The organism is Candidatus Pristimantibacillus lignocellulolyticus (assembly GCA_023639215.1).
Taxonomy (GTDB): Bacteria; Bacillota; Bacilli; order Paenibacillales; family Paenibacillaceae; genus Pristimantibacillus; species Pristimantibacillus lignocellulolyticus.
In genome coordinates, this window is record CP097899.1 from 3,103,205 (window position 1) to 3,128,087 (window position 24,883).

The window sequence follows — 24,883 nt, forward strand, 5'->3', positions numbered from 1 at the left end:
TGAAAGCGTATGACATTTAATATATAGTATTAAGTCCGGCCACCCGAGCGGATGTTCACAAAGCACAACTGTGATCACGATGATTAGCCTAACGTAGCATAGTCGACGGCGAAGATGCCCCAAATCGAAAGCCTGTGTGTGCTCACGTACACAAAACGTACGCTGTGCTACTCGTTTCCGCTGAGGGGCATCTTCTTGGTGCTGACAGCTGAACTTTTTGAACTTCTATTGGAAAGGATGTTCAAATTGCTAAGTTGTGATTACGATGAATCGCTTCGTAGTTGATACGGCTTAGAATATGCTCTCCATCGAAAACCACGCATAAGCACCGATGTTTGTATCTTGCGGGCATATTGTGGGTGTGAGTTCAAGTGACTCGCTTGTGGTTGCAGCAAGTTCGATGGCTTTCTGCCATCTACTTGATGTGAAGCTGTTTACATTTACAAATAAGCACAAAAAGTACGTATTACATGAAAAGTTTGAGGAGGGAAGAAATGGACAATCCTATCATTTCACTACAAGGGATTAGCAAATCCTATCAAGTTGCAGAGCGTAAAGGCGGGTTGAAAGAGGCGTTCAAAGCGTTGATTAAGAGGGACTATAAAGTAATTGAAGCGTTAAAGGATATTAGTTTTCAAGTGCAGCAAGGTGAGATTGTTGGTTATATCGGTCCTAATGGAGCGGGAAAATCTACGACGATCAAAATTATGAGTGGAGTATTGCTTCCGGATAGCGGCAACTGCTCTGTAATGAACATGACACCTTGGTTAGATCGACAAAAATATGTCTCAAACATAGGTGTAGTATTCGGTCAGCGTTCTCAGTTGTGGTGGGATGTGCCGGTTATAGATTCCTTCCAGCTCCTAAGAGATATATATCGAATACCTCAGCAACAATATGTGGAGACGTTAGAAGAATTAACTAAATTATTGAAACTTGCTGATATAATAAATACCCCTGTTAGACAGCTTAGCCTTGGTCAACGAATGCGCTGTGAGCTTGCGGCATCACTACTACATAAACCTTCCATATTATTTCTAGATGAACCTACAATCGGCCTAGATGCTGATAGTAAGATTGCAGTTAGATCCATTGTGAAAGAAATCAATGAGCGCTATGGTGTTACAGTAATTTTAACGACACATGATATGAACGATATCGAGGCGTTAGCACATCGGATAATGATGATCGGCAAAGGAACTCTTCTGTTCGATGGCACTTTACCACAATTGCAACAACGTTATGGTACGGGGAAAATTGTACAAGTGAGTTATAGTGGGAAGTTAGTAGACGAACTATTACCTGGTATTACTATGATCGAACAAAGTGAAGAAAAATTATCACTTGCTGTAAATACGGAAAAGTGTACTGTACCACAATGTATTCAATGGTTAACTTCCCGGATTGAGATGACAGACTTTACAGTCCAAGCTATACCAATTGAAGATCTAATTCTGTCACTTTATAAGGAGCATGCCGTATGAGAACGTACACTTCAGTATGGCGAATTCGCTTTTTGAACGGTTTGCAGTATCGTACTGCGGCTTATGCTGGAATAGCGACGCAATTATTTTTTGGATTCATATTTATTATGATTTACGTGGCCTTCTATAATCAAGCACCAGAACAACCTGATCTCTCGTTACAACAAGTTGTATCATATATATGGTTGCAGCAAATATGTCTATCCCTTGTGATGCTTTGGATACGTGATCCTGAAATCTTTGAATTAATAACAAGTGGTAATATTGCCTATGAATTATGTCGACCAAGTTCTATCTATCCTTTCTGGTATAGTAAGCTACTAGCCCAACGAGTAGCCAATATGACGTTGCGTTGTGCGCCTGTAACGATAATTGTATTATTTCTACCAGAGCCATATCGATTAACCATTCCAACTAGCTTGATTACCTTCCTAGCTTTTCTAATTACCTTATTACTTGCATTGCTATTAGTTGTAGCGATTTCGATGTTAATCTACATATCTGTCTTTTGGACAATGTCACCGACAGGTTCTATATTACTTATTGCAGTATTAGGTGAATTTTTAGCTGGCCTTGTTATTCCTATACCGCTTATGCCAAAGTGGATGCAACTCATTACATATGCATTTCCATTCCGTTGGACGGTTGATTTCCCATTCCGTGTTTTCAATGAACATGTGCAAGGAACTGAACTTATTGTTGGGATTTGCAATCAAGTAGGTTGGTTAGTCGTTATGTTAGGGGCAGGGTATTGGTTAATGAAAAAAGCTTTACGAGCAGTTGTTATTCAAGGAGGCTAGTGATGACATTATATTATAAATATTTATTGATGCATTTGCGTTCGCAACTTCAATACAAAGGCTCATTTCTGATGCTCACTTTCGGTCAATTTTTCATACCGTTTACCATGTTCGCAGGGTTATATTTTATGTTTGAGAAGTTCGGAAAACTGCAAGAATGGAGTTTTGTTGAGGTTGCCTTATGTTTTGCGATCATTCATCAATCATTTTCATTAAGTGAATGTTTTGCTAGAGGATTTGATAGTTTTTCTTCCCTCATTATTCGCGGAGATTTCGATCGACTATTGTTGCGCCCACGACATACAGTACTTCAAGTTCTCGGCTCAGCATTCGAATTTACGAAAATGGGGCGATTGTTACAAAGTTTGATCGTACTAATTTTTGCAATTAGCCAACTCCCACAACTATGGCATTGGCAGCATATCTTAATTATTTTATTTATGATTGCGAATGGCGTATTTATATTTGTAGGGATATTTATGTTGGCAGCAACACTATGCTTTTGGACGGTACAAGGACTAGAGGTTGCTAATGTATTTACTGATGGTGGACGAGAGATGGCTCAGTATCCACTTAATATTTATGAAAAGTGGGTCATGAAGTTATTTACTTTCATCATTCCTTTCGGACTGGTGAGTTATATTCCATTACGCATCATACTTGATAAAGTGGAAGCTCCATTATGGCAAGCGATGATCATCCCTTTCGGAGGATCACTATTTTTAATTCCATGTTATCTAGCGTGGCAATTTGGTGTAAAGCACTATCGTTCAACTGGTTCGTAGAAATAGAAAAGTCGCTGTAGAATCATAGAATTGTATGAAACAGTTCTATTACTCTATAACGACTTTTTTTTATATACTTATAAGTTCGATTCCTATTCGATGTCTACTGAATGATGATCAGCTTGAATCGATTCAATGAAGAAGCGAGCACTTTTCGGCAAGTAATGATCCCTATGCCAGATGATTCCGTTATCTGATTGGAGTTCTTCGTTCGATAATGGGATCATTTTAACTCGTGGGTCCATAAATGAATTCATAACCGAGCGTGGCAAAAGTGAAATGCCAATACCTTCTGCAATTAGGGCAATTGTAATCGCAACGGATGAACATTCGCATATAATATTTGGTTCAAAATTATACTTGCGACAAGCGGTAATAACCTGTTCATGCATATGTGTCGTTTGATCTGTTTTCAGTGTTAATAATGGTAGACCAGCAAGTTCCTCGATGCAAAAGAGTTCCGTATCGTGATACTGCTCCCATTTACTAGGTATAACAACGACGAAAGGGTCAGAAGGTAACGGCATAACAGCGAGTTGTTTGGGATCAGTAAGTGCTTCGAAAGGCAGACGGGCAAACACAATATCAATTGCACGTTTTTCCAACTGTTCGCCTAAGTAGTAATGATCGCCTTCTAATATTTTGAAATTAACATGTGGATAGAGTCTACGAAATCGTTCAATAGGTTGGGGGAGTAGTGAGATGCATGAAAATACTGCACCAATGGACAATACACCACGAACACCTTCTTCAAGCTCTTTCATCTCTTCTATGGTCTCATTAAATTGAGAGATAAGTGTTTCAGCTTTTTGTTTAAGTAGTGTGCCTGCATCTGTTAATTGCAAACCTTTGCCATGACGATCAAACAACCTGACACCTAGCTCATCTTCCATTTGTTTTAATTGACGACTTAAAGGTGGTTGTTCCATGTTTAGAATTTTTGCAGCACGTGTAACTTGTCCCTCACGGGCTATAGTCAAAAAGTATTTTAATTGACGCATATCCATGACAACGCTTCCTCTCGATACTTCCATACTTAAAAGGTATGCCAACATCATAATATAGATATTATAAATATACGTGAATTCATGTTATCATTCAAATAAGAAAATAATTTCTAAGGAGAGAAATTCACAATGGATCACACTATTCACATTGAACGTTCTACAAATCTTAAATCCAGACCGGACGAAAATAAACTTGGTTTTGGTCAATACTACACTGATCACATGTTTATACTAGAATATACAGAAGGTCAAGGCTGGCACTCAGGCCGAGTTGTACCTTATCAAAATATTTCAATGGATCCTGCGGCAAAAGTATTCCACTATGGTCAAACCGTATTTGAAGGTATGAAAGCATATCGTACAGAGCAGGGAATTAAGCTGTTCCGTCCTAAGAAAAACTTTGAGCGTCTTAATCGTTCTAATGCTCGCCTAAGTATTCCGCATATTGATGAAGATATTGCTTACAAAGGATTAATCGAATTGTTGAATGTTGATCGTGATTGGGTTCCAAGCGTTGAGGGAACTAGTCTCTACATTCGTCCATTTATTATTGCTACAGAAGCAGCACTTGGTGTAAATCCATCTCAAAACTACCTCTTCATGATCATTATGTCGCCGGTAGGAGCGTACTATGCTGAGGGTGTTAATCCTGTTAAGATTCATGTAGAATCTGAATTTGTACGTGCAGTTGCAGGTGGTGTTGGTGAAGCGAAAACAGCTGGTAACTATGCTGCTGGGCTAAATGCACAAGAGCAAGCTAAGGAACAAGGTTATTCTCAAGTATTGTGGCTTGATGGTGTACACAGACGTTATATTGAAGAAGTAGGTAGCATGAATGTGTTCTTTAAAATCAATGGTGTCGTTCATACGCCAATGTTAAATGGTAGCATACTAGATGGGATTACTCGTAATTCAGTAATTACATTGCTGAAATATTGGGGGGTTCCGGTTGAAGAACGCCGTATCTCTATTGAAGAGTTAGTCGAGGCGCATCAAAAAGGACAACTTGAGGAAGCTTTTGGTACAGGTACAGCTGCAGTTATTTCTCCAGTTGGTGAATTAAGTTATCATGGTGAGAAATTTGTTATAAACAATGGTGAAATCGGTGAAATTTCCGGTAAAGTGTATGATACCATTACTGGTATTCAAACTGGTAAAGTTGAAGATCCATTCGGTTGGGTAGTTGGATTAGACTCAAACTAAAGGTTATCACAAATAAAAAAATCCCCAGCTCTTTGGATTGTAATGATAAAAGTTCATTACAGTTATCCAAACAGCTGGGGATTTCTTGTTAATGCACAGACAAGTATGCGATAGCTCGTCGACGTAATATTAATTCTTCATCAACTTCGGAGTTGGTATCCGAATCAGGTAGAAAATTAACTTGATGTAATGCATTAGTGAACAAATAAACAGCTCGTTGATCATAAAAGGTTGATTGCTGTAAATGTGAGGAGATTAGCTCGGTAAGAGTAGGAATAGAGAAGGGACCGATAAATGGGGCTAATTGATGTTCCCAATCTTGTAAATCAAAGCTAATTTCGGAATCATCTACGAAGATCTCACTCCAACCATAGCCTCTACTACTAGAAATTCTCAGACATACACGATAACCATTTGCGTCTATGGCAAGTGCTGGAATGACGAAAATTTCAATTCGTTGAACTTGAAAAATTACTGAATCTGTCGGAAAATCCTGAAAATCATTAGATGGACAAATTGTCATTGAACATCTCTCCTTTTCACGCTGACGAGGTTAGCTGTCGGGTTCGGGCTAGAGAGTTGCCCTACAGTCTAATGATTCAGACTTGATTCACCCCAGGAAATCGATAAAACCGATTCTGATTGGTTCCCCCGCTTTTTCATACGAAAAATTAAGCGAAATATATTATTAGTTTACTTCGTTATAACTTATTTGTAAACGAAAGTAAGCTATCGATAAGGGAAAAGAATCAGTATTGGCACATGTGCACAAATATTTTTATTTTGCGTTATTTATTAAATTCAAGTATGATGATTAAAATACGAACTAAGTTCAGAATAAAAGGAGTATCAGATATGCAATCCAAAACTAATCATTGTAAAATTGTAGACTGTACGATTCGCGATGGCGGACTTGTAAACAATTGGGATTTCAGCGTTGAATTTGTTCAACATTTATATAAGAGTTTGAATGAAGCTGGCGTTGATTATATGGAAATTGGATACAAAAACTCTCCTAAATTGCTTAAAGGTGCTGACCAAGCTGGTCCATGGAGATTCCTTAATGATGATTTTCTTAGAACAGTAATTCCTAATAAAGGTCAAACTAAGCTTTCTGCACTTGTTGATATTGGCCGTGTTGATGAAAATGATATCTTGCCTCGTAGTGAGAGCATGATTGACCTAATTCGTGTTGCTTGTTACATCCAAGATGTGGACAAGGCTCTTGAATTAGTTCAAATTTTCCATGACCGTGGATATGAAACAACAATTAATATTATGGCATTGTCTAACGTGCTTGAAAATCAATTGCTAGAAGCATTCGAACTAATTAATGCTAGCGCTGTTGATTTTGTATATGTGGTTGACTCTTATGGAAGCATGAAGCCGAATGATATGAATTATTTGGTAGATAAATTCCAAGAACATCTTCCTAACAAACGTTTAGGTGTTCACGCTCATAATAACCTTCAGCTTGCTTTTGCAAACACGCTTCTTGCAGCTGGTAAAGGTGTTGAATTGCTTGATGCTTCTGTATACGGAATGGGTCGTGCTGCAGGTAACTGTAACACTGAACTTCTAGTATCAGAACTTCAAAACACAAAATACAATGTTCGTCCTGTGCTTGATATGATCGAGCAGCATATGGTTTCTATGCGTGAAAAAGTAGAATGGGGTTATAACATCCCGTACATGGTAACTGGTGTACTTGATGAGCATCCACGTTCTGCAATGGCGATAAGAAACTCTGAGGACAAAGATAAATACGTAGAATTCTACGATCAACTTACAACTCCAGAGATGTCAAGTAAATAAGTGTAATATTAAGGTTAGTTCAGAAATGAACTAACCTTTTTTGTTATGTTCAAAACTATCCGACGAATAATTCGAGGACAGCAGCAACACTGCCAAAGTAGTTGCCCGAAGCGTATGCCCACAAACCGACGAATACCAATTCGAGGTAAGCAGCAGCGCTGCCAAGGTAGTTGCCCCAAAGCATATACCCACAAACCGACGAATGCCAATTCGAGGTAAAGCAGCAGCGCTGCCAAAGTAGTTGCCCCCAAAGCATATACCCACAATCCGACGAATACCAATTCGAGGTAAGCAGCAGCGCTGCCAAAGTAGTTGCCCCGAAGCGTAGCTCCGACGTCAGCACCAAGAAGATGCCATGAAGCTAGGATTGTCGAGAAACGGAGCGTACGTTATTGGTACGTGAGTATCGCAGACTTCCGATGAATGGCATATTCGCAGTCGAGTAAACAACGAAGCTACACATCGTGATCACGTCGGAGCCCTGGGTTAGTAGAGCTTGCCTTGACGATAGAGAACAAGAGCCAACTTCATCACCGCATGATTGTAGCAAGTTTGGCGTAGTTGATGATTTTGACTGAAAAACAGCGGGAATACTTGATCTAATGTTTTTTGCATTTTATCATAGAGTAGCTCGTATACATGCTCCTCGCTATAAAACTGTGTATCTTTCCCTTGTAACCACTCAAAATAAGAGACGATTACCCCACCAGCGTTAGCAAGAATATCAGGAATTACGATCACGTTTTTAGCGGCTAATATGTCGTCAGCCTCACCAGTAATAGGTGCATTCGCTCCCTCAACAATCCACTTCGCCTTTACTTGATTCACATTACCCTGATGAATTTGTTCCTCCAAAGCAGCTAAAAACAAAACATCGACTTCTTGATATAATACAGCTTCACGGTTTTGAATTTGTGCATCGATATTGTATTCTGCACAAGCTTCAATTGTCGTCGGTAGTTCACCTGCATGTTCTGCACTATATTGTAATAGTTTATCGATAGGAAGACCTTTCTCGTGGAACAACGTAACGTTACGATCACTTACTGCAACAACAGTATGTTGATTAGAGTGATCATTGAAAATTTCTTGGGCGATAACAGCTCCTACATTACCAAATCCTTGGATAGCCATTGTAAGAGGTCGATTCAAATAACTTTTTGCAATAGGCAAGTATGGATTATTATATGTTTCAAGCGTAGATAGGTTACTACGAATGTATTGATCAAGCATATATTTGAAACTGAAATAGACACCTTTCCCAGTTGCTTCACGTCTACCAAGTGAGCCACCAGAAACAATACTTTTCCCCGTGAAACTACCCAGATAAGGTTTACCTGGATGGATGCTTTTGTACTCTGCTGTCATCCAGTCCATTTCACGCTCTCCTGTACCCATATCAGGAGCGGGTATGTCTTTGTCAGGACCAAGAATGTCGGTAAAGTACTGCACATACTTTTTGCAAATTAGATATAATTCTCGCTCGGAGTATTTACGTGGATTAATTCCTACTCCACCTTTACCACCGCCGAAAGGAACATCATGTAATGCATTTTTCAGTGTCATTAAAGCTGCAAGATTGCTTACTTCATCTTCATTGACTGATTCATGGAATCGTATGCCGCCTTTGTATGGACCAATAGCATCATTATGCTGGATACGATAGGCGGGAATTCGAACAACATTACCGTTGTCTAATGTAATTCTTAAATAAGCTTTATGAGTCTTATTCGGCGTAGAAAGAATGGCACCTATTGATTGAAAAATTTGCTCTCTAGAATTACCTTTTAGTAAAGGTAAAATTGCATGATCAGCCAACAGAATATCTAGCGCTTGTTGGACGATCGTGCCTGTTTGTCTTCCCATTTGTCTCAGCTCCTTAATCATATTGACGCTGTATCTTTATATGATGTACTACTGCAAGAGAATGATACAAACGCATTTTACATAACATATTGCAATTAGATGAATGTTAACAAAGTTGCAACACATTAATATTACTCCTATGTTACACTGAACTAGATCAATTAGGTATATTAAGATGTAAATATTTAACTACTTATTTAGGATGTGACATATTGGATACGCTTTTGTATATCAGTAACGTAATTTTGTATATGGCTTTATTAGCTACATCGGGGCTAATTATCGCAAATTCGTTACTTGGGACGAAGTGGGAACAGTTAACTTTAGCAATTATTCAGCTTCGTACTAAGCAACTTAGTAAAATTTTATTCATCGCAGTTTTATTTACATTATGTATTCAGTCAATGCAGTGGATAGAAATATTCGGTGTTGATTCGATTCAATGGAAGGAATTACTACTTAATACGTCTACAGGTAAAAGTTTAATTTATTTATTCGTGCTAACTCTTGTAGGTTTGTTTCTTAAGAGATTCGATAGCTTATTAAGCATCATTTGGGCATGGGTGATTCTCTTCGGAGAAGCAATGAATGGTCATATTGCAGCTCTAGAAAATGGTCAGTCAGGAATAATCTTTGATTATATCCATCTGGCATGCGCTGCGATATGGATAGGCGGCGTAATAATTTTGTGGGTACTATGGAGACATGAAAGATCTATTGTTGCCGAATTTATGATTAAATTCTCCAAAATATTATGGGTAACGATAGCACTTGTAGCGATAAGTGGTATTTTGCTTACAATCCTTATATTACCGAGCTGGATGTACTTACTGTACACGTCATGGGGCAAATGGCTTTTAATAAAAATTGTTGTAATTAGCTTGGCTATTGGGTTGGGCTATCTTGCTCGAATAAAAATTGTAAAACATCAAAATAATCCACAACGTGCTATGTTGACGGAAGCTATTTTATTAGTAGCTATTATTATGATTGCAGCGTTGATAAGTCAGATTAGTCCAATGCCTAATATGAACAATTCATTGAACGTTCATAAAATGGGTGAAGAACTTCATTATACAGTGAAGCTTACACCTAATGCCCCTGGTCCGAATAAATTAAGTGTAACGCTATGGACGCTGGAGGAAGAAGGAAAAGTGGCAACAGTTGATGTATTGGTAGTTGCAGAAGATAAACCAGCAAGGTCAGAACGTGTTTTCGAACTTGTACAGGCTGATCTTGAGGATGAATTTGCATTCGATAATTTCAATGAATCCAGATTTGTTATGAAGGATTTACAATTGCCATATCCAAGTGATTGGCAAGCAAAAGTAAAGATTACGTTTGAAGATGGACATGAGCGTAGTTTTGACTTTATGTTTAGCAATGATTAATTCTTTTGAACTCACTAAGGTTGTTTACTAAATTGATTAGAATCGATCTTTTTAATTGACTATCTTGCATGAGAAGAATATATTGTCTATAATATTAGCAAGTATGAAATAATGAAGGCTATGATAGAGATAAGTATGTTAATCATCTATACAGGGATGGAATGCCTTAGATTGAAAGCATTCCTATAGTTACTGATAACGGAAATTCACTCTTGAGCTTGTACTTGAACTTTGACGTTACGTCAATCAGTAGAGATACACGATGACCCGTCGTTACAGGGACTAAGAGATATGTCGCTTTCTTTACTAGCGATTTGTCTGAATTAGGGTGGTACCACGGTTCTTCCGTCCCTGTATAGGGAGGAAGGACCTTTTTGCGTTCATTCACTTGTGATCACGATGATTATGCTGACGCAGCGTACTCGGCATCGAATATGCCATTCATCGCTAGCTGTGTTGCTCGTGTACCAATAACGTACACTCCGCTACTCGCGTCACTAGCTTCATGTCATCTTCTCGGTGCTGACAAGCGAATGATGCTTCGAAGTAAGGATGAAAAGCTGTAGGTGATACTACGGGGTTGAGCTCCTAGTTAACTTTCTGCTTGAAAGTTAACAGATTCGCTTCATTGAGAAAATGTAAGTGATGCTTCGAAGGTAAGATGAAAAGCTTTAAGTGATGCTACGGGGTAGGGCTCCTAGTTAACTTTCTGTTTGAAAGTTAACAGATTCGCTTCATTGAGAAAATGTAAGTGATGCTTCGAAGTAAGGATGAAAAGCTGTAGGTGATACTACGGGGTTGAGCTCCTAGTTAACTTTCTGCTTGAAAGTTAACAGATTCGCTTCATTGAGAAAATGTAAGTGATGCTTCGAAGTAAGGATGAAAAGCTGTAGGTGATACTACGGGGTTGAGCTCATAGTTAACTTTCTGCTTGAAAGTTAACAGATTCGCTTCATTGAGAAAATGTAAGTGATGCTTCGAAGGTAAGATGAAAAGCTTTAAGTGATGCTACGGGGTAGGGCTCCTAGTTAACTTTCTGTTTGAAAGTTAACAGATTCGCATCCATGCGAATAAACACATCTCAAAACTTTTTACTCAAGTTATGTTATTTTAATGACTTTTATTATGTATTACGAAGAACAATGGAGGCGAATTCAATGAAGGAAAGATTAGAGGCATTGCGTGAAGAAGCGTTAGCATCTCTACAAAATGTTGAGCATGTAAATGCATTACAGGAACTACGTGTTAAGTATCTTGGGAAAAAAGGTGCACTTACAGAAGTATTGCGTGGAATGGGTAGTTTAAGTGCAGAAGAAAGACCGGTTATTGGTCAAGTTGCTAACGATGTTCGTGCAGCAATTGAAGCGGTAATTGATGAGAAACAAAACTTCTTCCAACAAGAAGAAACGAATAAGCGTCTTAATGAAGAAACGATTGATGTTTCACTGCCAGGTCGTAGTCTACCGACTGGATCGATTCACCCATTGAACAAAGTAGCCCAAGAGATTGAAGATATTTTCATTGGCTTAGGTTATTCAGTTGCTGAGGGACCAGAAGTAGAGACGGATTATTACAACTTTGAAGCTCTAAATCTTCCTAAGGATCATCCTGCACGTGATATGCAAGATACGTTCTATATTACTGAAGAAATTCTTATGCGTACTCAGACTTCTCCAGTACAAGTTCGTACGATGCAAGCAAGTCGTGGGGAAACTCCGATTCGTATCATTTGCCCAGGTAAAGTATACCGTCGTGATGATGACGATGCGACGCACTCCTTCCAATTTAACCAAATTGAAGGCTTAGTCGTTGGTAAAAACATTCGCATGAGTGATTTGAAAGGTACGTTGCTACAGTTTGCCAAGCAAATGTTTGGTGAGAATTCGCAAATTCGTTTGCGTCCAAGTTTCTTCCCATTCACTGAACCAAGTGCTGAAGTTGATGTAACATGTGCACAATGTGGTGGCTGTGGTTGTCGTATGTGTAAAGGAACTGGTTGGCTTGAAATTCTTGGATGCGGTATGGTTCATCCACGTGTACTTGAGATGGGTGGATATGATCCGAATGAAGTTACAGGTTTCGCTTTTGGTATGGGGGTCGAACGTATTGCACTATTGAAATATGGTATCGATGATATCCGTCATTTCTATACGAATGATACAAGATTCTTATCTCAATTTGCGCGGATGTAAATTAGAAGGTCATAGCTGTGCTTATGCAATTCCAATGAAACAAAAAAGATCGGTTGTCGGTGAAGGAAGGGACGGAAAATAATGAAAGTATCCTATAAATGGTTAGAGCAATATGTGGATCTATCGAATATAACGGCTGCTGAATTAGCAGAAATGATGACGCGCGGCGGTATTGAGATTGATATCGTTGAAGCTAGAAATCAAGGGGTTTCTGGTGTAGTAGTTGGTTATGTGAAATCAAAGGAAAAACATCCTGATGCAGATAAGTTAAATGTATGTAAAGTAGATGTAGGCTCAGGGGAAGAATTGCAAATCGTATGTGGTGCATCTAATGTAGATGCCGGTCAACATGTTCCTGTTGCAGTAGTTGGGGCGAAAATGCCTGGAGATTTCAAGATCAAACGTGCAAAACTACGTGGTGTTGAATCACAGGGGATGATTTGTTCTGCGAAAGAATTAGGCGTTAATGATAAACTACTTCCAAAAGAGCAACAAGAAGGAATTCTTGTCTTACCTTCTACTCTTGCACTTGGAACACCTATTGAGGATGTTCTAGATCTAAATGATCATGTTCTTGAACTTGATCTTACACCAAACCGTTCAGATGCGCTTAGTATGATTGGTGTTGCTTACGAAGTTGCAGCACTGACTGGCCGCGAAGTGAAACTTCCACAATCTAATATTATCGATACAGCTGATAAAGCTGCTGATCATATTAAAGTATCAATTGAAAATAGCGAGCTATGCTCTCACTATTCTGCACGATATATTAAAAGTGTCAAAGTAGCTTCTTCTCCATTATGGTTACAGAATAAATTGATTGCAGCTGGTGTTCGTCCAATTAACAATATCGTTGATATTACGAACTTTGTTATGTTGGAATATGGTCAACCACTTCATGCCTTTGATGCTGATAAAGTTCCAGGTGGCGAAATTGTTGTTCGTTTAGCGAAAGAGGGAGAAGTGCTAGTAACTCTTGATGATCAAGAACGTAAACTAGAGTCTCATATGCTGGTTATAGCTGATCGTTCAGAGCCAATTGGTCTTGCCGGAGTTATGGGTGGCGCTACAACAGAAGTTTCTACTGACACGGTAAATATTTTACTTGAGTCTGCTAAATTCGCAGGTAGCACAATTCGTAAAACATCGCGCGGACTTGGTCTTCGCTCAGAATCAAGCCTTCGTTTTGAAAAAGAAGTAGATCCAGCTCGGGTTATTCCAGCACTTGATCGTGCAGCAGCATTAATAGCTGAACTTGGTGAAGGATTAGTACTTGATGGAGTAGTTGAAGCGATAATTAAGGAAGCACAGCCACTTTCAATTGTGGTTACTCTGGATAAAGTCAATGCTTTCCTAGGAACTTCATTGTCTGGACTTGAAGTTAGAACGATTTTTAATCGTCTTGGCTTCCTTTATGAGGTTACAAATGAGGAGCAGTATACCGTTCAAGTGCCAACTCGTCGTGGTGATATTACATTAGATGTAGATCTAATTGAAGAAATTGCGCGTGTGTATGGATACGATAATATCCCAACAACACCAATTTACGGAGAAGTAATTCCTGGTTCACTGACGAAAGCACAATCTATTCGTCGTGAACTTCGTAAACGTCTTTCTGATTCCGGGTTGCTTGAAGTTGTTAGCTACTCCTTCACTAGCCCAGCTCACACTGAATTATTCCCAGAGTTAGCTCGTGATACGAAAGCTATAAAATTATTAATGCCTATGAGTGAAGATCGCAGCGTACTGCGTACTAGTCTAATTGCTCAATTAATTGATATTACAACGTATAACCGTAATCGTAAAAATGAGTCTGTAGCATTATTCGAAATCGGTAGTGTGTTCCATAGTGATGAAGAAGTATTAACGACGTTGCCAGAGGAAAAACAACGCTTTGGAGCATTATTAACAGGAAATCGTACGCTAGCTGGTTGGAATTCCAAAGCAGTCGCTTATGACTTCTATGATGCAAAAGGAATTGTTGAAACGATTACTGCAGCACTTGGCGTTAGTGAATTTATTAGCTATGAATCTGCACAACCAACTAACTTCCATCCAGGTAGAACTGCTGCCATTGTATTGAATACAACGGATGGTAAAGAAGTGCTTGGTTATGTTGGACAATTGCATCCAGAATTACAACGTAATTCTGATTTAGCTGATGCTTACGTTGTTGAGTTTGATCTAGCTCCGCTTTATAATCTTGCAAATTCAGACATCGTCTACAAAGTGCTACCTCGTTATCCAGCAATTAGTAGAGATATCGCTGTTGTCGTAGATCAGAATGTTGCTGTTGGAGATATGTTAACATCTATTTCTAGTACTGCAGGTGAATTATTAGAATCTGTTCAAGTATTTGATATCTTCACTGGTGAGCGTCTAGGAGTGAACAAGAAGAGTGTTGCTATCGCGTTAATATACCGTCATAAAGAGCGTACATTAACAGATGAAGAAGTAAGTACTGTTCATGAACAGGTTGTAGCTACATTAGAACAATCTTTTGAGGCAGAATTACGTAAGTAGGCAGGAAACTGCTTAAGCCGCATCGAATAAGTTCCAAGTGAGCTTAGATGCGGCTTTTTTGTCGTTCGTAGCCTTATTGCACTTCATGGATTAGGAGTTGATACACATGGAAAACGAAACAATCGTAGTACATGTTGATATATTTGGTAGTCAATATAAACTTAAAGGTCATTCAAGCGTAGAATATATGAAAATGGTAGCGACATCAATTGATGAGAGCATGCATAAGCTTGCCAAAAGCTACCCAGTTCTTGATACACATAAATTAGCTGTTTTGGCAGCTGTTCAAATTACAGAGGAAATTTTCCGAGTACGTCGTGAAAATAGTAGACTTCAAGCTGAGGAAGCACGTTTACTAATTACTGAGAAACAACTTCAATTAGAACAAGAGCGTATTGAACAATTGTTAGCGCAATACGAACAATATAAAGTTCAAGCAGATGAAGAACTCACTGTTTTGAAACAATTACATGCCCAGCAACTTTTAGAGCAACAAACCGCAAGCAATGAACAACAAACGCAATTAAAAGCAACGTTTGAACAAGAACAGGAACAAGTTCAACTTGCTCATTTAGCAGAATTAGAGTCAATTATCGCGACGTCAGAAGCAATTAAACTTGAGCTTGAACAAAATATTACATCCTTACAAGAACAACACGATAAGCAAATTCAGGAATTATCGGAAAATGCGGTACTTGAGCAGAAGTTGGCATTATTACAACAAAAAGGTCGATTCGAAACTGAATTAGCGAAATTAAAAGTTGATGCAGAACAACTTGTAGCTCAAAATAAACAACTAATCGATGAAAAAGAGACTGCTGTATCCAACTTTAATGAACAGCTAGCAGCTGCTGAAAAGTTGTTAATAGAGTCTGCCGAGCAGGCAAGTGTTGTTAAAGCTCAGCTTGAAGCAGAATTGGAGTCATTACGAACTGAGTTTGAGAGACGTAATCTAGAACTTCAATCGGAATGGGATAAAGATAGCAAGCAACTTTCAGAGAAGTTGAGTGAACTTCAAGCCACTAGTCAAGCAGAGAAAGAAGGTTTTGAGCTACGTCTTGCTCAAGCCGATGAGCAAATTCTACTTGCGATGGAGCAGGAAGAAGTTTTACGATCCGAATTGGATCAAGCAGAACGAGCTCGAGTAATTATTGAAGATGCTAAGCAATTGTTAGCAGAACAGTTATCCTCGGAGCAAGAGCTTGCTCAACTTGAAATGGCATCACTTGAGAGTCGATTAGAAGAGACGACTCAAAATTTTGAAACAATTGTCGCATCGGAAAAAGCTCAAGTTGAGACGCTTCAAAATGAAGTTGCTAGCTTAGAGAAATACTTAACTTCAAGTCATAATCAAACAGAAGAATATAAACGAAAAGCGCAACAGCTAGAAGAACAAAAAAATGCGCTACATAGTGATATTGAGCGATTAAACGAGCAACTACTTGAAGAAGGCTTAAAACAATTAGCACAAGAGGAGAAAATTGAATCCATTGTAGCGGAAAGAGATCAATTATCCGCTCAATTATTAGATAGCTCGTCTCAATCTATTCAATTGTCTACTCAGTTAGAGAATGCTACTGCTGAGCTAGTTCAATTAGGTTCGCTTAATGAACAATTACAGTTAGAACAAGAACAATTGAAGAAACAAAATATAGAGCAGATGAATGAGCAAGAACTAACGATATTATTAATTCAAGAACTAGAGCAAGATCTTGCAAGCATGAAGTCTGCGAGTAAGGAAGAAGTAGCGTACCGCAATGAGTTAGAACAAGAACTAGCAAGCTTGAAATCTGCGAATGAAGAAGAAATAGCGTGCCGCAATGAGCTAGAACAAGAACTAGCAAGCTTGAAATCTGCGAATACCGAAGAAGTAGCGTACCGCAATGAATTAGAACAAGAACTAGCGAGCCTGAAATCTGCGAATACGGAAGAAGTAGCGTACCGCAATGAATTAGAACAAGAACTAGCGAGCCTGAAATCTGCGAATGCAGAAGAAGTAGCGTACCGCAATGAACTAGAACAAGAACTAGCAAGCTTGAAATCTGCGAATAAAGAAGAAATAGCGTACCGCAATGAACTAGAACATGAACTAGCAAGCTTGAAATCTGCGAATGCAGAAGAAGTAGCGTACCGCAGTGAGCTAGAACAAGAACTAGAAAGTATGAAGTCTGCGAATGCAGAAGAAGTAGCGTACCTCAATGAGCTAGAACAAGAACTAGCAAGTATGAAGTCTGCGAATGCAGAAGAAGTAGCGTACCGCAGTGAGCTAGAACAAGAACTAGCAAGTATGAAGTCTGCGAATGCAGAAGAAGTAGCGTACCGCAGTGAGCTAGAACAAGAACTAGCAAGTATAAAGTCTGCGAATGCAGAAGAAGTAGCGTACCGTAGCGAACTAGAACAAGAACTAGCAAGGGTGAAGTCTGCGAATGCAGAAGAAGTAGCGTACCGCAGCGAACTAGAACAAGAACTAGCAAGCGTGAAGTCTGAAGAAGATGTGTTGCTTCCGAAAGTCAAACAGCTTGAGCAGCAATTAGTGGATCTGCAGTCCAATTATGATAAAGTAACTGAGAGATATGCTGAACTTGAACTTAAATATCAACAGGATACTGCTAAGTCTGAACAATTGCTGGAGTATTTGGAACTAGCAGCAACAAAAGAAAGACTAGCAACCAATAAAATGTCAATTACTGAGGAAAATGTAAAAGCACTAGAAAAACAATTAGCTAGTCAAAGTGAAGCGGAACGTCAATTACAACAACAATTAACTAAATTAGAGTCCGAACTCACCGAATTACGAATTCATGCGGATCAATTCCAAACTCAAGCAGCACGATATGAAGAACAACTTGAGTTACAAGAGGTGGCTGCCTCTCGAATGATAGAAGATCAATCATTAGAACAATTAGAGTTAGTTGAACAACAACTGGAGCAATTAACTGGTGTACATGAAAAATTAAAACGGGAATATTCTAAGCTACAAACTGAGTACAATGAATGGATTGAATTAATTGAACAAAGTTAATTTATGATATGATGTGGAAAAAGCCTAAGTAGCACAATTAAGTGCTACTTAGGCTTTTTCATGAAACAATTAGATGAAGAAAAGCCTCATTTTCACATAGAGGAAGATGAGGCTTCTACAGTAATCATTTAAACTACACTACAACAAGCTTTGTAGTCATCGTACGGTGACCACTACCGCAAGGAACAGAACAACGGATATTATAAGTTCCAGGTTCCGTAATTGTAACAGTCGTTGTTTTATTGTTGATAATGTTATTGTATTCTGTGTCTAAGATTTCAACACCGTGAACACCACTAATTGAATCAACAGTTAATTCTACGGACTCTCCTGCGCGAATGGCATAATACTCTTTATCAAATTTCCAGTCAGAAGCTGTAATAACAAGTGAGCCAGTTGCAATTTCATCTTCACTTACTTTTATTGGCGCAGCGGGAGCGGCTGATCCATTACTGTTTGAAGTGGAGCCGCAAGCCATCAATACAACCATTAATGCTGAAACCAATGCTAAAACTAACCATTTTTTCATGACGTTTACCCCTTTGAATGTAATAATTATATTGATTATATACCAATATTAGGATGCAATGTATTAGTTAACGTGACAACCTGATGACAATATAATAGTTCTTTTCGAATTAAACATACTATAGGTCCTTCATCTATGATGAAGGACCTATAGTAAAGTTATGATTTATGACGTTCGCCAGCTTCATAAGGATTACCGATCGGTATGAACAAGTCGACGATACCGATAACAAGCGCTGCAAGAAGAGCTCCCAGGATTGTAACGCTCACTCCACCGATAATAAATTGAGCTATCCAAATAACAAGCGCACTTATTAGAAAGCCAACAATACCTCTGCCAAATGGGGTAACTTTTTTTCCAAAAACTCCTTCTACAATCCAACCTAGTGCAGCAATGACGAGTGCTAATAACAATGCGCTCCAGAAACCGCCTACTGCAAATTGTGGGACGATCCAGCTAACCACCATTAACACTAAAGCAGAGACAATAAATCTTACAACATGTCCTAAAAAATTCATTTTCATTCCTCCATGTAGAGATTGTAAATGATGATGCATGTACTACGATTCACTATTAAGTGTTGCCATATTACAAAATAATATGTATGAGGTAGTACAAGAAATACAACTTTAAGCTATAATAAGTAATGCAAGAGAATGCCGTCGTTGTGCTTTTTATATTTGAGAAGCTAAATCGAAGGCTAATGACAAGTTTAGGGAGTGTTATCGTTGAACGCCAAAATTTTGACAACACTTGAGTATTCAAAAATTATTAATAAATTGAAGGAGCATGCTGCGACTTCTATTGGTAAAGAAATGGTTGAACAAATAGAACCATCTACTGATATAGAAATTGTTAAAGATTTACTCCAATTAACAGATGAAGCATTTGCTGCAGACCGTTTGAAAGGTTCTGCTCCATTTGGTGGTATTTTTAATATAAGCGCATCACTACATCGAGCTAGAATTAGCGGTACTTTGAACGCTGCGGAACTCATTGAGATTGCTTCAACTTCACGAGGAAGTCGTCGTGTAAAGAGGCATATTTCAACTGTTAATGAAGAATATTCAGTTCCTTCTTTAATGAACATCACGGAATTAATAAGTGAACATCGTGAGCTTGAAGAAGCAATTTGGACATGTATTAATGAACAAGGTGAAGTTCTTGATCAAGCTAGTTCTGAATTAGCAACTGCTCGGCGTGAAATTCGTCTAGGTGAAAGTAGAATTAGAGAAAAATTAGAAAATATGATTCGGTCTTCTTCCGTGCAGAAAATGTTGCAGGAAGCAATTATTACTTTGCGTAATGATCGTTTTGTTATTCCTGTAAAATCTGAATATCGTTCTAGTTTTGGTGGAATTGTGCATGATCAATCAGGATCGGGTGCAACTTTGTTTATTGAACCTGAAGTGATTGTAACGTTGAATAATAAACTTCGTGAGATGCGAGTACAAGAAATTAGAGAGATAGAGAAAATACTACAAAAACTTACCGCTCAAGTGGCGGACTGTGTAGAAGATTTTCTATATGATCAACAACTTATAGCTAAGCTTGATTTCACATTTGCGAAAGCAAGATATGCACATATATTGAAAGCTATTCGTCCCCGCATGAATGATCGTGGATATATTAAGCTTAAAAAGGGTCGCCATCCATTAATCGATCCTCGTCAAGTTGTACCTTTGGAAGTTGAGCTTGGTAATAACTACCATTCTATTATTGTGACAGGACCTAATACTGGTGGTAAAACCGTCGCGTTAAAAACTGTTGGTCTTCTAAGTTTGATGGCAATGTCAGGATTGTTTGTACCTGCGGAAGATGGAAGTCAACTTTGCGTATTTGATGCCATTTTTGCTGATATCGGTGATGAGCAAAGTATTGAACAAAGTTTGAGTACATTCTCTAGTCACATGACAAACATTATTCGGATCTTGCAAGAAATGACGTCCAAAAGCTTAGTATTACTAGATGAGCTTGGAGCGGGTACTGATCCGGCTGAAGGTTCAGCATTGGCAATAGCGATACTAGAACATATTCATGCTAAGGAATGTAGAGTAATTGCAACAACACATTACTCTGAACTGAAAGCTTACGCATTTAACAGAAAAGGTGTCATTAATGCAAGTATGGAATTCGATATTGCTACTTTAAGCCCTACATATCGTCTACTTGTAGGAGTTCCAGGTCGAAGTAATGCATTTGCAATTGCAGAACGATTAGGCTTGTCTTCGGCTATTATTGATGTGGCTAAAGGTGAAGTTAGCGATGAAGATATGAAAGTTGAAAATATGATTGCTTCATTGGAAGAAAATCGACTATCAGCTGAATCTGATCGTGATACTGCGCAAAAGTTGCGACTTGAGATGGAGCAGTTACGTATAAAACATGAGCAGGATAAATTGAAGTTTGAAGAACAGAAAGAAAACTTACTTGCAAAAGCGCAAATCGAAGCGAACGCTGCAATCGTGAAAGCTCGCAAAGAGGCTGAATTAATTATTTCTGATCTTCGTAAATTAGCGATGGAAGAAGGGGCGTCAATTAAGGAGCATAAGCTTATTGAAGCTCGCCGCCGTTTAGATCAAGCAGAACCAGAAATAAAAGTTAAGAAAAAGCCAGCGCGTGATGGCAAGAAACAAAAAATTCATGCTGGCGATGAAGTTAAAGTTTATAGTCTTAATTCTAAAGGGCATGTAGTTGAAATACATGGTCAAGAAGCTACTGTTCAACTTGGAATTATGAAGATGAAGGTTAAATTAGATGATCTGGAATTGTTACAGTCTCAATCTAATACGCCAGCTCAACCGCAAAAACAAGTAGCTACGCTAAAAAGAACAAAAGAGGATTCTGTTCGTATGGAGCTTGATTTGCGAGGTGAGTCTTTAGAGGAAGCTATTTTTGAAGTGGACAGATTCTTAGATGAATCTTTCCTTGCAGGTATGGGTCAAGTTTATATTATTCATGGAAAAGGCACTGGAGTGCTTCGTTCCGGAATTCAAGAATATTTACGCCGTCATAGCCATGTTAAAGCATATCGTAATGGGAATTATGGGGAAGGTGGCATCGGAGTCACCGTAGCAGAACTCAAGTAGAGGTAGTTCAAATCTCTCACTTGTGATTACGATGTTCAGCTAAGTTGATAATTCGACATCGAAGATGCCATTCATCGGAAGCCTGCGTGTGCTCGTGTACCAATAACGTACACTGTGCTACTCGTTTCCTAGCTTCATGTCATCTTCTTGGTACTGACAAGCAAGCGATTTGAACCTCTATTGGAAGTTAGTTCACAAAAATTATGTTTATGCTCTGAACGTTTTGAATGTGATTTCAGCAAGGATCGCTGGCTTTGCCATCTGCTTGATGTTAGGTTCTCAAGGATCGCTGGCTTTGCCATCTGCTTGATGTTAGGTTCTCAAGGATCGCTGGCTTTGCCATCTGCTTGATGTTAGGTTCTCAAGGATCGCTGGCTTTGCCATCTGCTTGATGTTAGGTTCTCAAGGATCGCTGGCTTTGCCATCTGCTTGATGTTAGGTTCTCAAGGATCGCTGGCTTTGCCATCTGCTTGATGTTAGGTTCTCAAGGATCGCTGGCTTTGCCATCTGCTTGATGTTAGGTTCTCAAGGATCGCTGGCTTTGCCATCTGCTTGATGTTAGGTTCTCAAGGATCGCTGGCTTTGCCATCTGCTTGATGTTAGGTTCTCAAGGATCGCTGGCTTTGCCATCTGCTTGATGTTAGGTTCTCAAGGATCGCTGACTTTGCCATCTGCTTGATGTTAGGTGCTCAAGAATTGCTGGCTTTGCCATTTGCTTGATTCTAGTTCGTTTATTGTAGAATGTTGTAAAGTGAGGAGAATAGGATGAATCCTAAGATTGATTGGTTATTAGAAAATGAATATCTAGCCTCAATTGTGTATGTTTCTGTGGCGATACTTACATTGATTGTATTTTTGTCACTGTTTGAGTTAGTAACGAAATATCGTTGCTGGCATGAAATTAAGCGAGGCAATGTTGCTGTTGCTATGGCAACAGGAGGGAAAATTTTTGGTATTTGTAACATTTTCCGATTTTCTATTTCAATGAATAGCTCAATCTATGAGAATTTAATTTGGGGAACCTATGGCTTTATCATTTTGCTTGTCGCTTATTTCCTATTTGAATTTTTGACTCCGGTATTTAGAATAGATGAGGAACTCGCTAATGATAATCGTGCGGTTGGATTGATAGCTATGATTATTTCTGTCTCGTTATCCTATGTAATCGGTGCGACTATTCTTATCTAAAGAAGGTGTTTCTTATGAAAATATTGTCTAGAATATTAGCAATAGTTGCAGTTTTGTTTTTTGTTATTGGTATTATATATGTAGCAAACATGTGATAACATCTCATGTATTTAGAAAGGAAGTTAATAATGGAATTACAAACAACATGTCCATGGTGTGAATCAGATATCATTTGGGATAAGGAGATCGGACCAGAAAAACATTGCCCACACTGTGAAAACGAACTTAGTGGTTACAGAACATTAGAAGTTGATATAGACGATGAAGAAGATGTTGATGATGAGCGTGCTGATCAAGATGACTCAGAATGGGAAGATGATGACCGCGGGATTTTGCGTACAACTCGTGAAATTGCTGCAAACAGTTCCTTGCAAAGTATTCTTAATGAGCAATTTGAGATGCCAGAATGTATTAATTGTCGTTCATATATGGTGGAAGCGGGTTTACAAGTTGTTGGTGAGAATGGACAATTTGAATCAAAAGTTTCACCAATTAACGGTATGCCTTTAGTGAACGAAACTTTTAAAGTAATCTGGTATGTATGTCCTTCTTGTTATCGTACGGATAGCTATCTTGATTTGCGTGATCGTAAGCAATTGCTTGACGCATTAACGCCAGAAGTTTAGTAGTTGGAAATATCGTGCTGGTATGTCGTCTTTAGCCTAAGGGTATGTTATCACAGAGCTAATTTAGCTTAATCCTGTTTCTAGGGGAAGTGATAAGATGGCAAAATTATTAGACAAGCAAGCAATGATATTACTTGCGATTTATGCTTCATTTGGCTTTGCTAATTTATTGTCAGGCACGTTTGTTCCTGTATATCTATGGAAAGCAAGTCAATCGTACTTTACCGTAGCACTTTATGCATTTGCACAGTACAGTGCGGGAGGGATAACGTTTTATCTCGCAGGTAAATGGGTAAAGGAAGGAAATAAATTAAATTGCCTGCGAGCAGGGTGTCTGCTCTCAGGCGTTTTTTATAGTATTGTGCTGTGGGTTAAGCAAGGGGCGAGCGATATTCCAATAGTACTTGGGCTTATTAGTGGTATGGGCTTAGGACTCTTTTGGATTGCCTATAATGTGGTCTATTTTGAAATTACGGAACCCAACACACGAGATCGATTTAATGGTTGGCAAGGATTATTAATCGCATTTGCAGGGATTGTTGCTCCGTGGTCTTCAGGAATTATAATTAGTATGTTATCAGATTTGAAAGGTTATCAGCTCATATTTACAAGTTCACTAATAATATTTGCTTGTTGTGGCGCATTAAGCTTTTTTATTAAGAGAAGACCAGCTTTAGGTAAATATGATTGGGCTCATCCAATGAAACAAATGAAAAGTTCAGATACGAGTTGGCGGAGAGCATTTGCTGCTATTGTCGCGCAAGGTGTTCGTGAAGGAGTATTTCTATTTTTAATTGGATTAGTTGTGTATATTGCGACTAGCGATGAAGCTAAAGTTGGGATGTATAGTTTATTGGCATCGGTTACAGCTTTAATAAGCTATTGGATTGTTGGGCGTTATATGAAGCCGAATTGGAGAATTTGGTCGATGTTCATTGGTGTGATATCATTAGCGGCAATCATTGTTCCGTTATTTGGTGGTATTCAATATCGTTCATTATTATGGTTTGGTATAGGGACAGCGATGATATTTCCTCTGTATATCATACCTATTACTTCTAGGATTTTTGATTTGATCGGGGCATCGCAACAATCAGTTGAAAAGCGGGAAGAGTTGATTGTATTTAGAGAGATCGCTTTAACATTAGGTCGAATCATTGGTTTGATTCCTTTCTTTATCTATTTGCAATGGAATAATACAGAACAAGGTTTGGTATGGATGTTATTAATTGTAGGTTCAATACCGATACTAGGTTGGTTTTGGATGCGGAAATTATTCCGTGATGATTACGGAAGAACTAGTGAAAAGGTTTAGAATAGGCTTTTGAAGATACTTTTCATAACCATGATGAAATCCAAGAAC

General features: G+C 38.6%; 19 protein-coding genes and 1 riboswitch. Of the genes, 14 read left to right on the top strand and 5 right to left on the bottom strand.

The window, feature by feature from the left end; translation table 11 throughout:
* The first annotated feature begins 494 nt into the window (after positions 1 to 494).
* The 3 genes from NAG76_13120 to NAG76_13130 are packed head-to-tail and all read left to right on the top strand — an operon-like array spanning position 495 to position 3,069.
* Entirely contained in the window at positions 495 to 1,484 is a 990-nt protein-coding gene (locus tag NAG76_13120; protein URN92786.1) for an ATP-binding cassette domain-containing protein, read from the top strand.
* Positions 1,481 to 2,284: an ABC transporter permease gene (locus NAG76_13125; protein ID URN92787.1), complete on the top strand. Its 804-nt coding sequence runs from the start codon at positions 1,481 to 1,483 to the stop codon at positions 2,282 to 2,284. The genes NAG76_13120 and NAG76_13125 overlap by 4 nt, the downstream gene beginning before the upstream one ends.
* Before the next feature lie 2 nt (positions 2,285 to 2,286).
* The gene (locus NAG76_13130) at positions 2,287 to 3,069 is read left to right on the top strand and encodes an ABC-2 family transporter protein (GenBank protein ID URN92788.1); all 783 of its coding nucleotides are present in this window, start codon (positions 2,287 to 2,289) and stop codon (positions 3,067 to 3,069) included.
* A gap of 92 nt (positions 3,070 to 3,161) precedes the next feature.
* On the opposite strand, the gene NAG76_13135 is transcribed toward NAG76_13130, so the two are convergent.
* A complete protein-coding gene (locus NAG76_13135; GenBank protein URN92789.1) occupies positions 3,162 to 4,076 on the bottom strand; it encodes a LysR family transcriptional regulator in 915 nt (304 codons plus the stop codon).
* A 129-nt stretch (positions 4,077 to 4,205) separates the two neighbouring features.
* On the opposite strand from NAG76_13135, the gene NAG76_13140 reads away from it, so the two are divergent.
* Entirely contained in the window at positions 4,206 to 5,279 is a 1,074-nt protein-coding gene (locus NAG76_13140; GenBank protein URN92790.1) for a branched-chain amino acid aminotransferase, read from the top strand.
* 88 nt (positions 5,280 to 5,367) lie between these two features.
* Here NAG76_13140 and NAG76_13145 read toward each other — a convergent pair whose 3' ends face one another.
* Positions 5,368 to 5,802 carry a hypothetical protein gene (locus NAG76_13145; GenBank protein ID URN92791.1) on the bottom strand — a complete coding sequence of 145 codons (435 nt, stop codon included), beginning with the start codon at positions 5,800 to 5,802 and terminating at the stop codon, positions 5,368 to 5,370.
* A gap of 4 nt (positions 5,803 to 5,806) precedes the next feature.
* Positions 5,807 to 5,967: riboswitch (cyclic di-AMP (ydaO/yuaA leader) on the bottom strand.
* 167 nt (positions 5,968 to 6,134) lie between these two features.
* Between NAG76_13145 and NAG76_13150 the strand changes: the two genes are divergently transcribed.
* Positions 6,135 to 7,094: an aldolase catalytic domain-containing protein gene (locus NAG76_13150; GenBank protein ID URN92792.1), complete on the top strand. Its 960-nt coding sequence runs from the start codon at positions 6,135 to 6,137 to the stop codon at positions 7,092 to 7,094.
* A 486-nt stretch (positions 7,095 to 7,580) separates the two neighbouring features.
* Here the strand turns inward: NAG76_13150 and NAG76_13155 are convergent, their stop codons facing one another.
* On the bottom strand, positions 7,581 to 8,960 hold the full coding sequence (locus tag NAG76_13155; protein ID URN92793.1) for a Glu/Leu/Phe/Val dehydrogenase: 1,380 nt from the start codon (positions 8,958 to 8,960) through the stop codon (positions 7,581 to 7,583).
* A 212-nt stretch (positions 8,961 to 9,172) separates the two neighbouring features.
* Between NAG76_13155 and NAG76_13160 the strand changes: the two genes are divergently transcribed.
* The 5 genes from NAG76_13160 (at position 9,173) to zapA (ending at position 18,088) form a co-directional block, all read left to right on the top strand.
* Positions 9,173 to 10,351, top strand: coding sequence for a CopD family protein (locus tag NAG76_13160; GenBank protein URN92794.1), 1,179 nt, complete (start codon positions 9,173 to 9,175; stop codon positions 10,349 to 10,351).
* Positions 10,352 to 10,725: 374 nt separating this feature from the next.
* On the top strand, positions 10,726 to 10,917 hold the full coding sequence (locus NAG76_13165; protein URN92795.1) for a hypothetical protein: 192 nt from the start codon (positions 10,726 to 10,728) through the stop codon (positions 10,915 to 10,917).
* Between the two features lie 591 nt (positions 10,918 to 11,508).
* Positions 11,509 to 12,543: a phenylalanine--tRNA ligase subunit alpha gene (gene pheS / locus NAG76_13170; GenBank protein URN92796.1), complete on the top strand. Its 1,035-nt coding sequence runs from the start codon at positions 11,509 to 11,511 to the stop codon at positions 12,541 to 12,543.
* A gap of 81 nt (positions 12,544 to 12,624) precedes the next feature.
* Positions 12,625 to 15,066 (top strand): phenylalanine--tRNA ligase subunit beta, encoded by a 2,442-nt coding sequence (gene pheT / locus NAG76_13175; GenBank protein ID URN92797.1) that lies wholly within the window; start codon positions 12,625 to 12,627, stop codon positions 15,064 to 15,066.
* Between the two features lie 106 nt (positions 15,067 to 15,172).
* Entirely contained in the window at positions 15,173 to 18,088 is a 2,916-nt protein-coding gene (gene zapA / locus NAG76_13180) for a cell division protein ZapA (GenBank protein ID URN92798.1), read from the top strand.
* 133 nt (positions 18,089 to 18,221) lie between these two features.
* Here zapA and NAG76_13185 read toward each other — a convergent pair whose 3' ends face one another.
* Together NAG76_13185 and NAG76_13190 are read right to left on the bottom strand one after the other, a co-directional pair.
* The gene (locus NAG76_13185) at positions 18,222 to 18,617 is read right to left on the bottom strand and encodes a cytochrome C oxidase subunit II (GenBank protein URN92799.1); all 396 of its coding nucleotides are present in this window, start codon (positions 18,615 to 18,617) and stop codon (positions 18,222 to 18,224) included.
* 158 nt (positions 18,618 to 18,775) lie between these two features.
* Positions 18,776 to 19,135, bottom strand: a complete 360-nt coding sequence (locus NAG76_13190; GenBank protein ID URN92800.1) for a phage holin family protein — start codon at positions 19,133 to 19,135, stop codon at positions 18,776 to 18,778.
* Positions 19,136 to 19,345: 210 nt separating this feature from the next.
* Between NAG76_13190 and NAG76_13195 the strand changes: the two genes are divergently transcribed.
* The 4 genes from NAG76_13195 (at position 19,346) to NAG76_13210 (ending at position 24,835) form a co-directional block, all read left to right on the top strand.
* A complete protein-coding gene (locus NAG76_13195) occupies positions 19,346 to 21,706 on the top strand; it encodes an endonuclease MutS2 (protein ID URN92801.1) in 2,361 nt (786 codons plus the stop codon).
* A 765-nt stretch (positions 21,707 to 22,471) separates the two neighbouring features.
* Positions 22,472 to 22,894 carry a DUF350 domain-containing protein gene (locus NAG76_13200; protein ID URN92802.1) on the top strand — a complete coding sequence of 141 codons (423 nt, stop codon included), beginning with the start codon at positions 22,472 to 22,474 and terminating at the stop codon, positions 22,892 to 22,894.
* Between the two features lie 128 nt (positions 22,895 to 23,022).
* Positions 23,023 to 23,520 (top strand): hypothetical protein, encoded by a 498-nt coding sequence (locus NAG76_13205; GenBank protein ID URN92803.1) that lies wholly within the window; start codon positions 23,023 to 23,025, stop codon positions 23,518 to 23,520.
* Positions 23,521 to 23,617: 97 nt separating this feature from the next.
* Positions 23,618 to 24,835, top strand: coding sequence for an MFS transporter (locus NAG76_13210; GenBank protein URN92804.1), 1,218 nt, complete (start codon positions 23,618 to 23,620; stop codon positions 24,833 to 24,835).
* Positions 24,836 to 24,883: the final 48 nt, after the last annotated feature.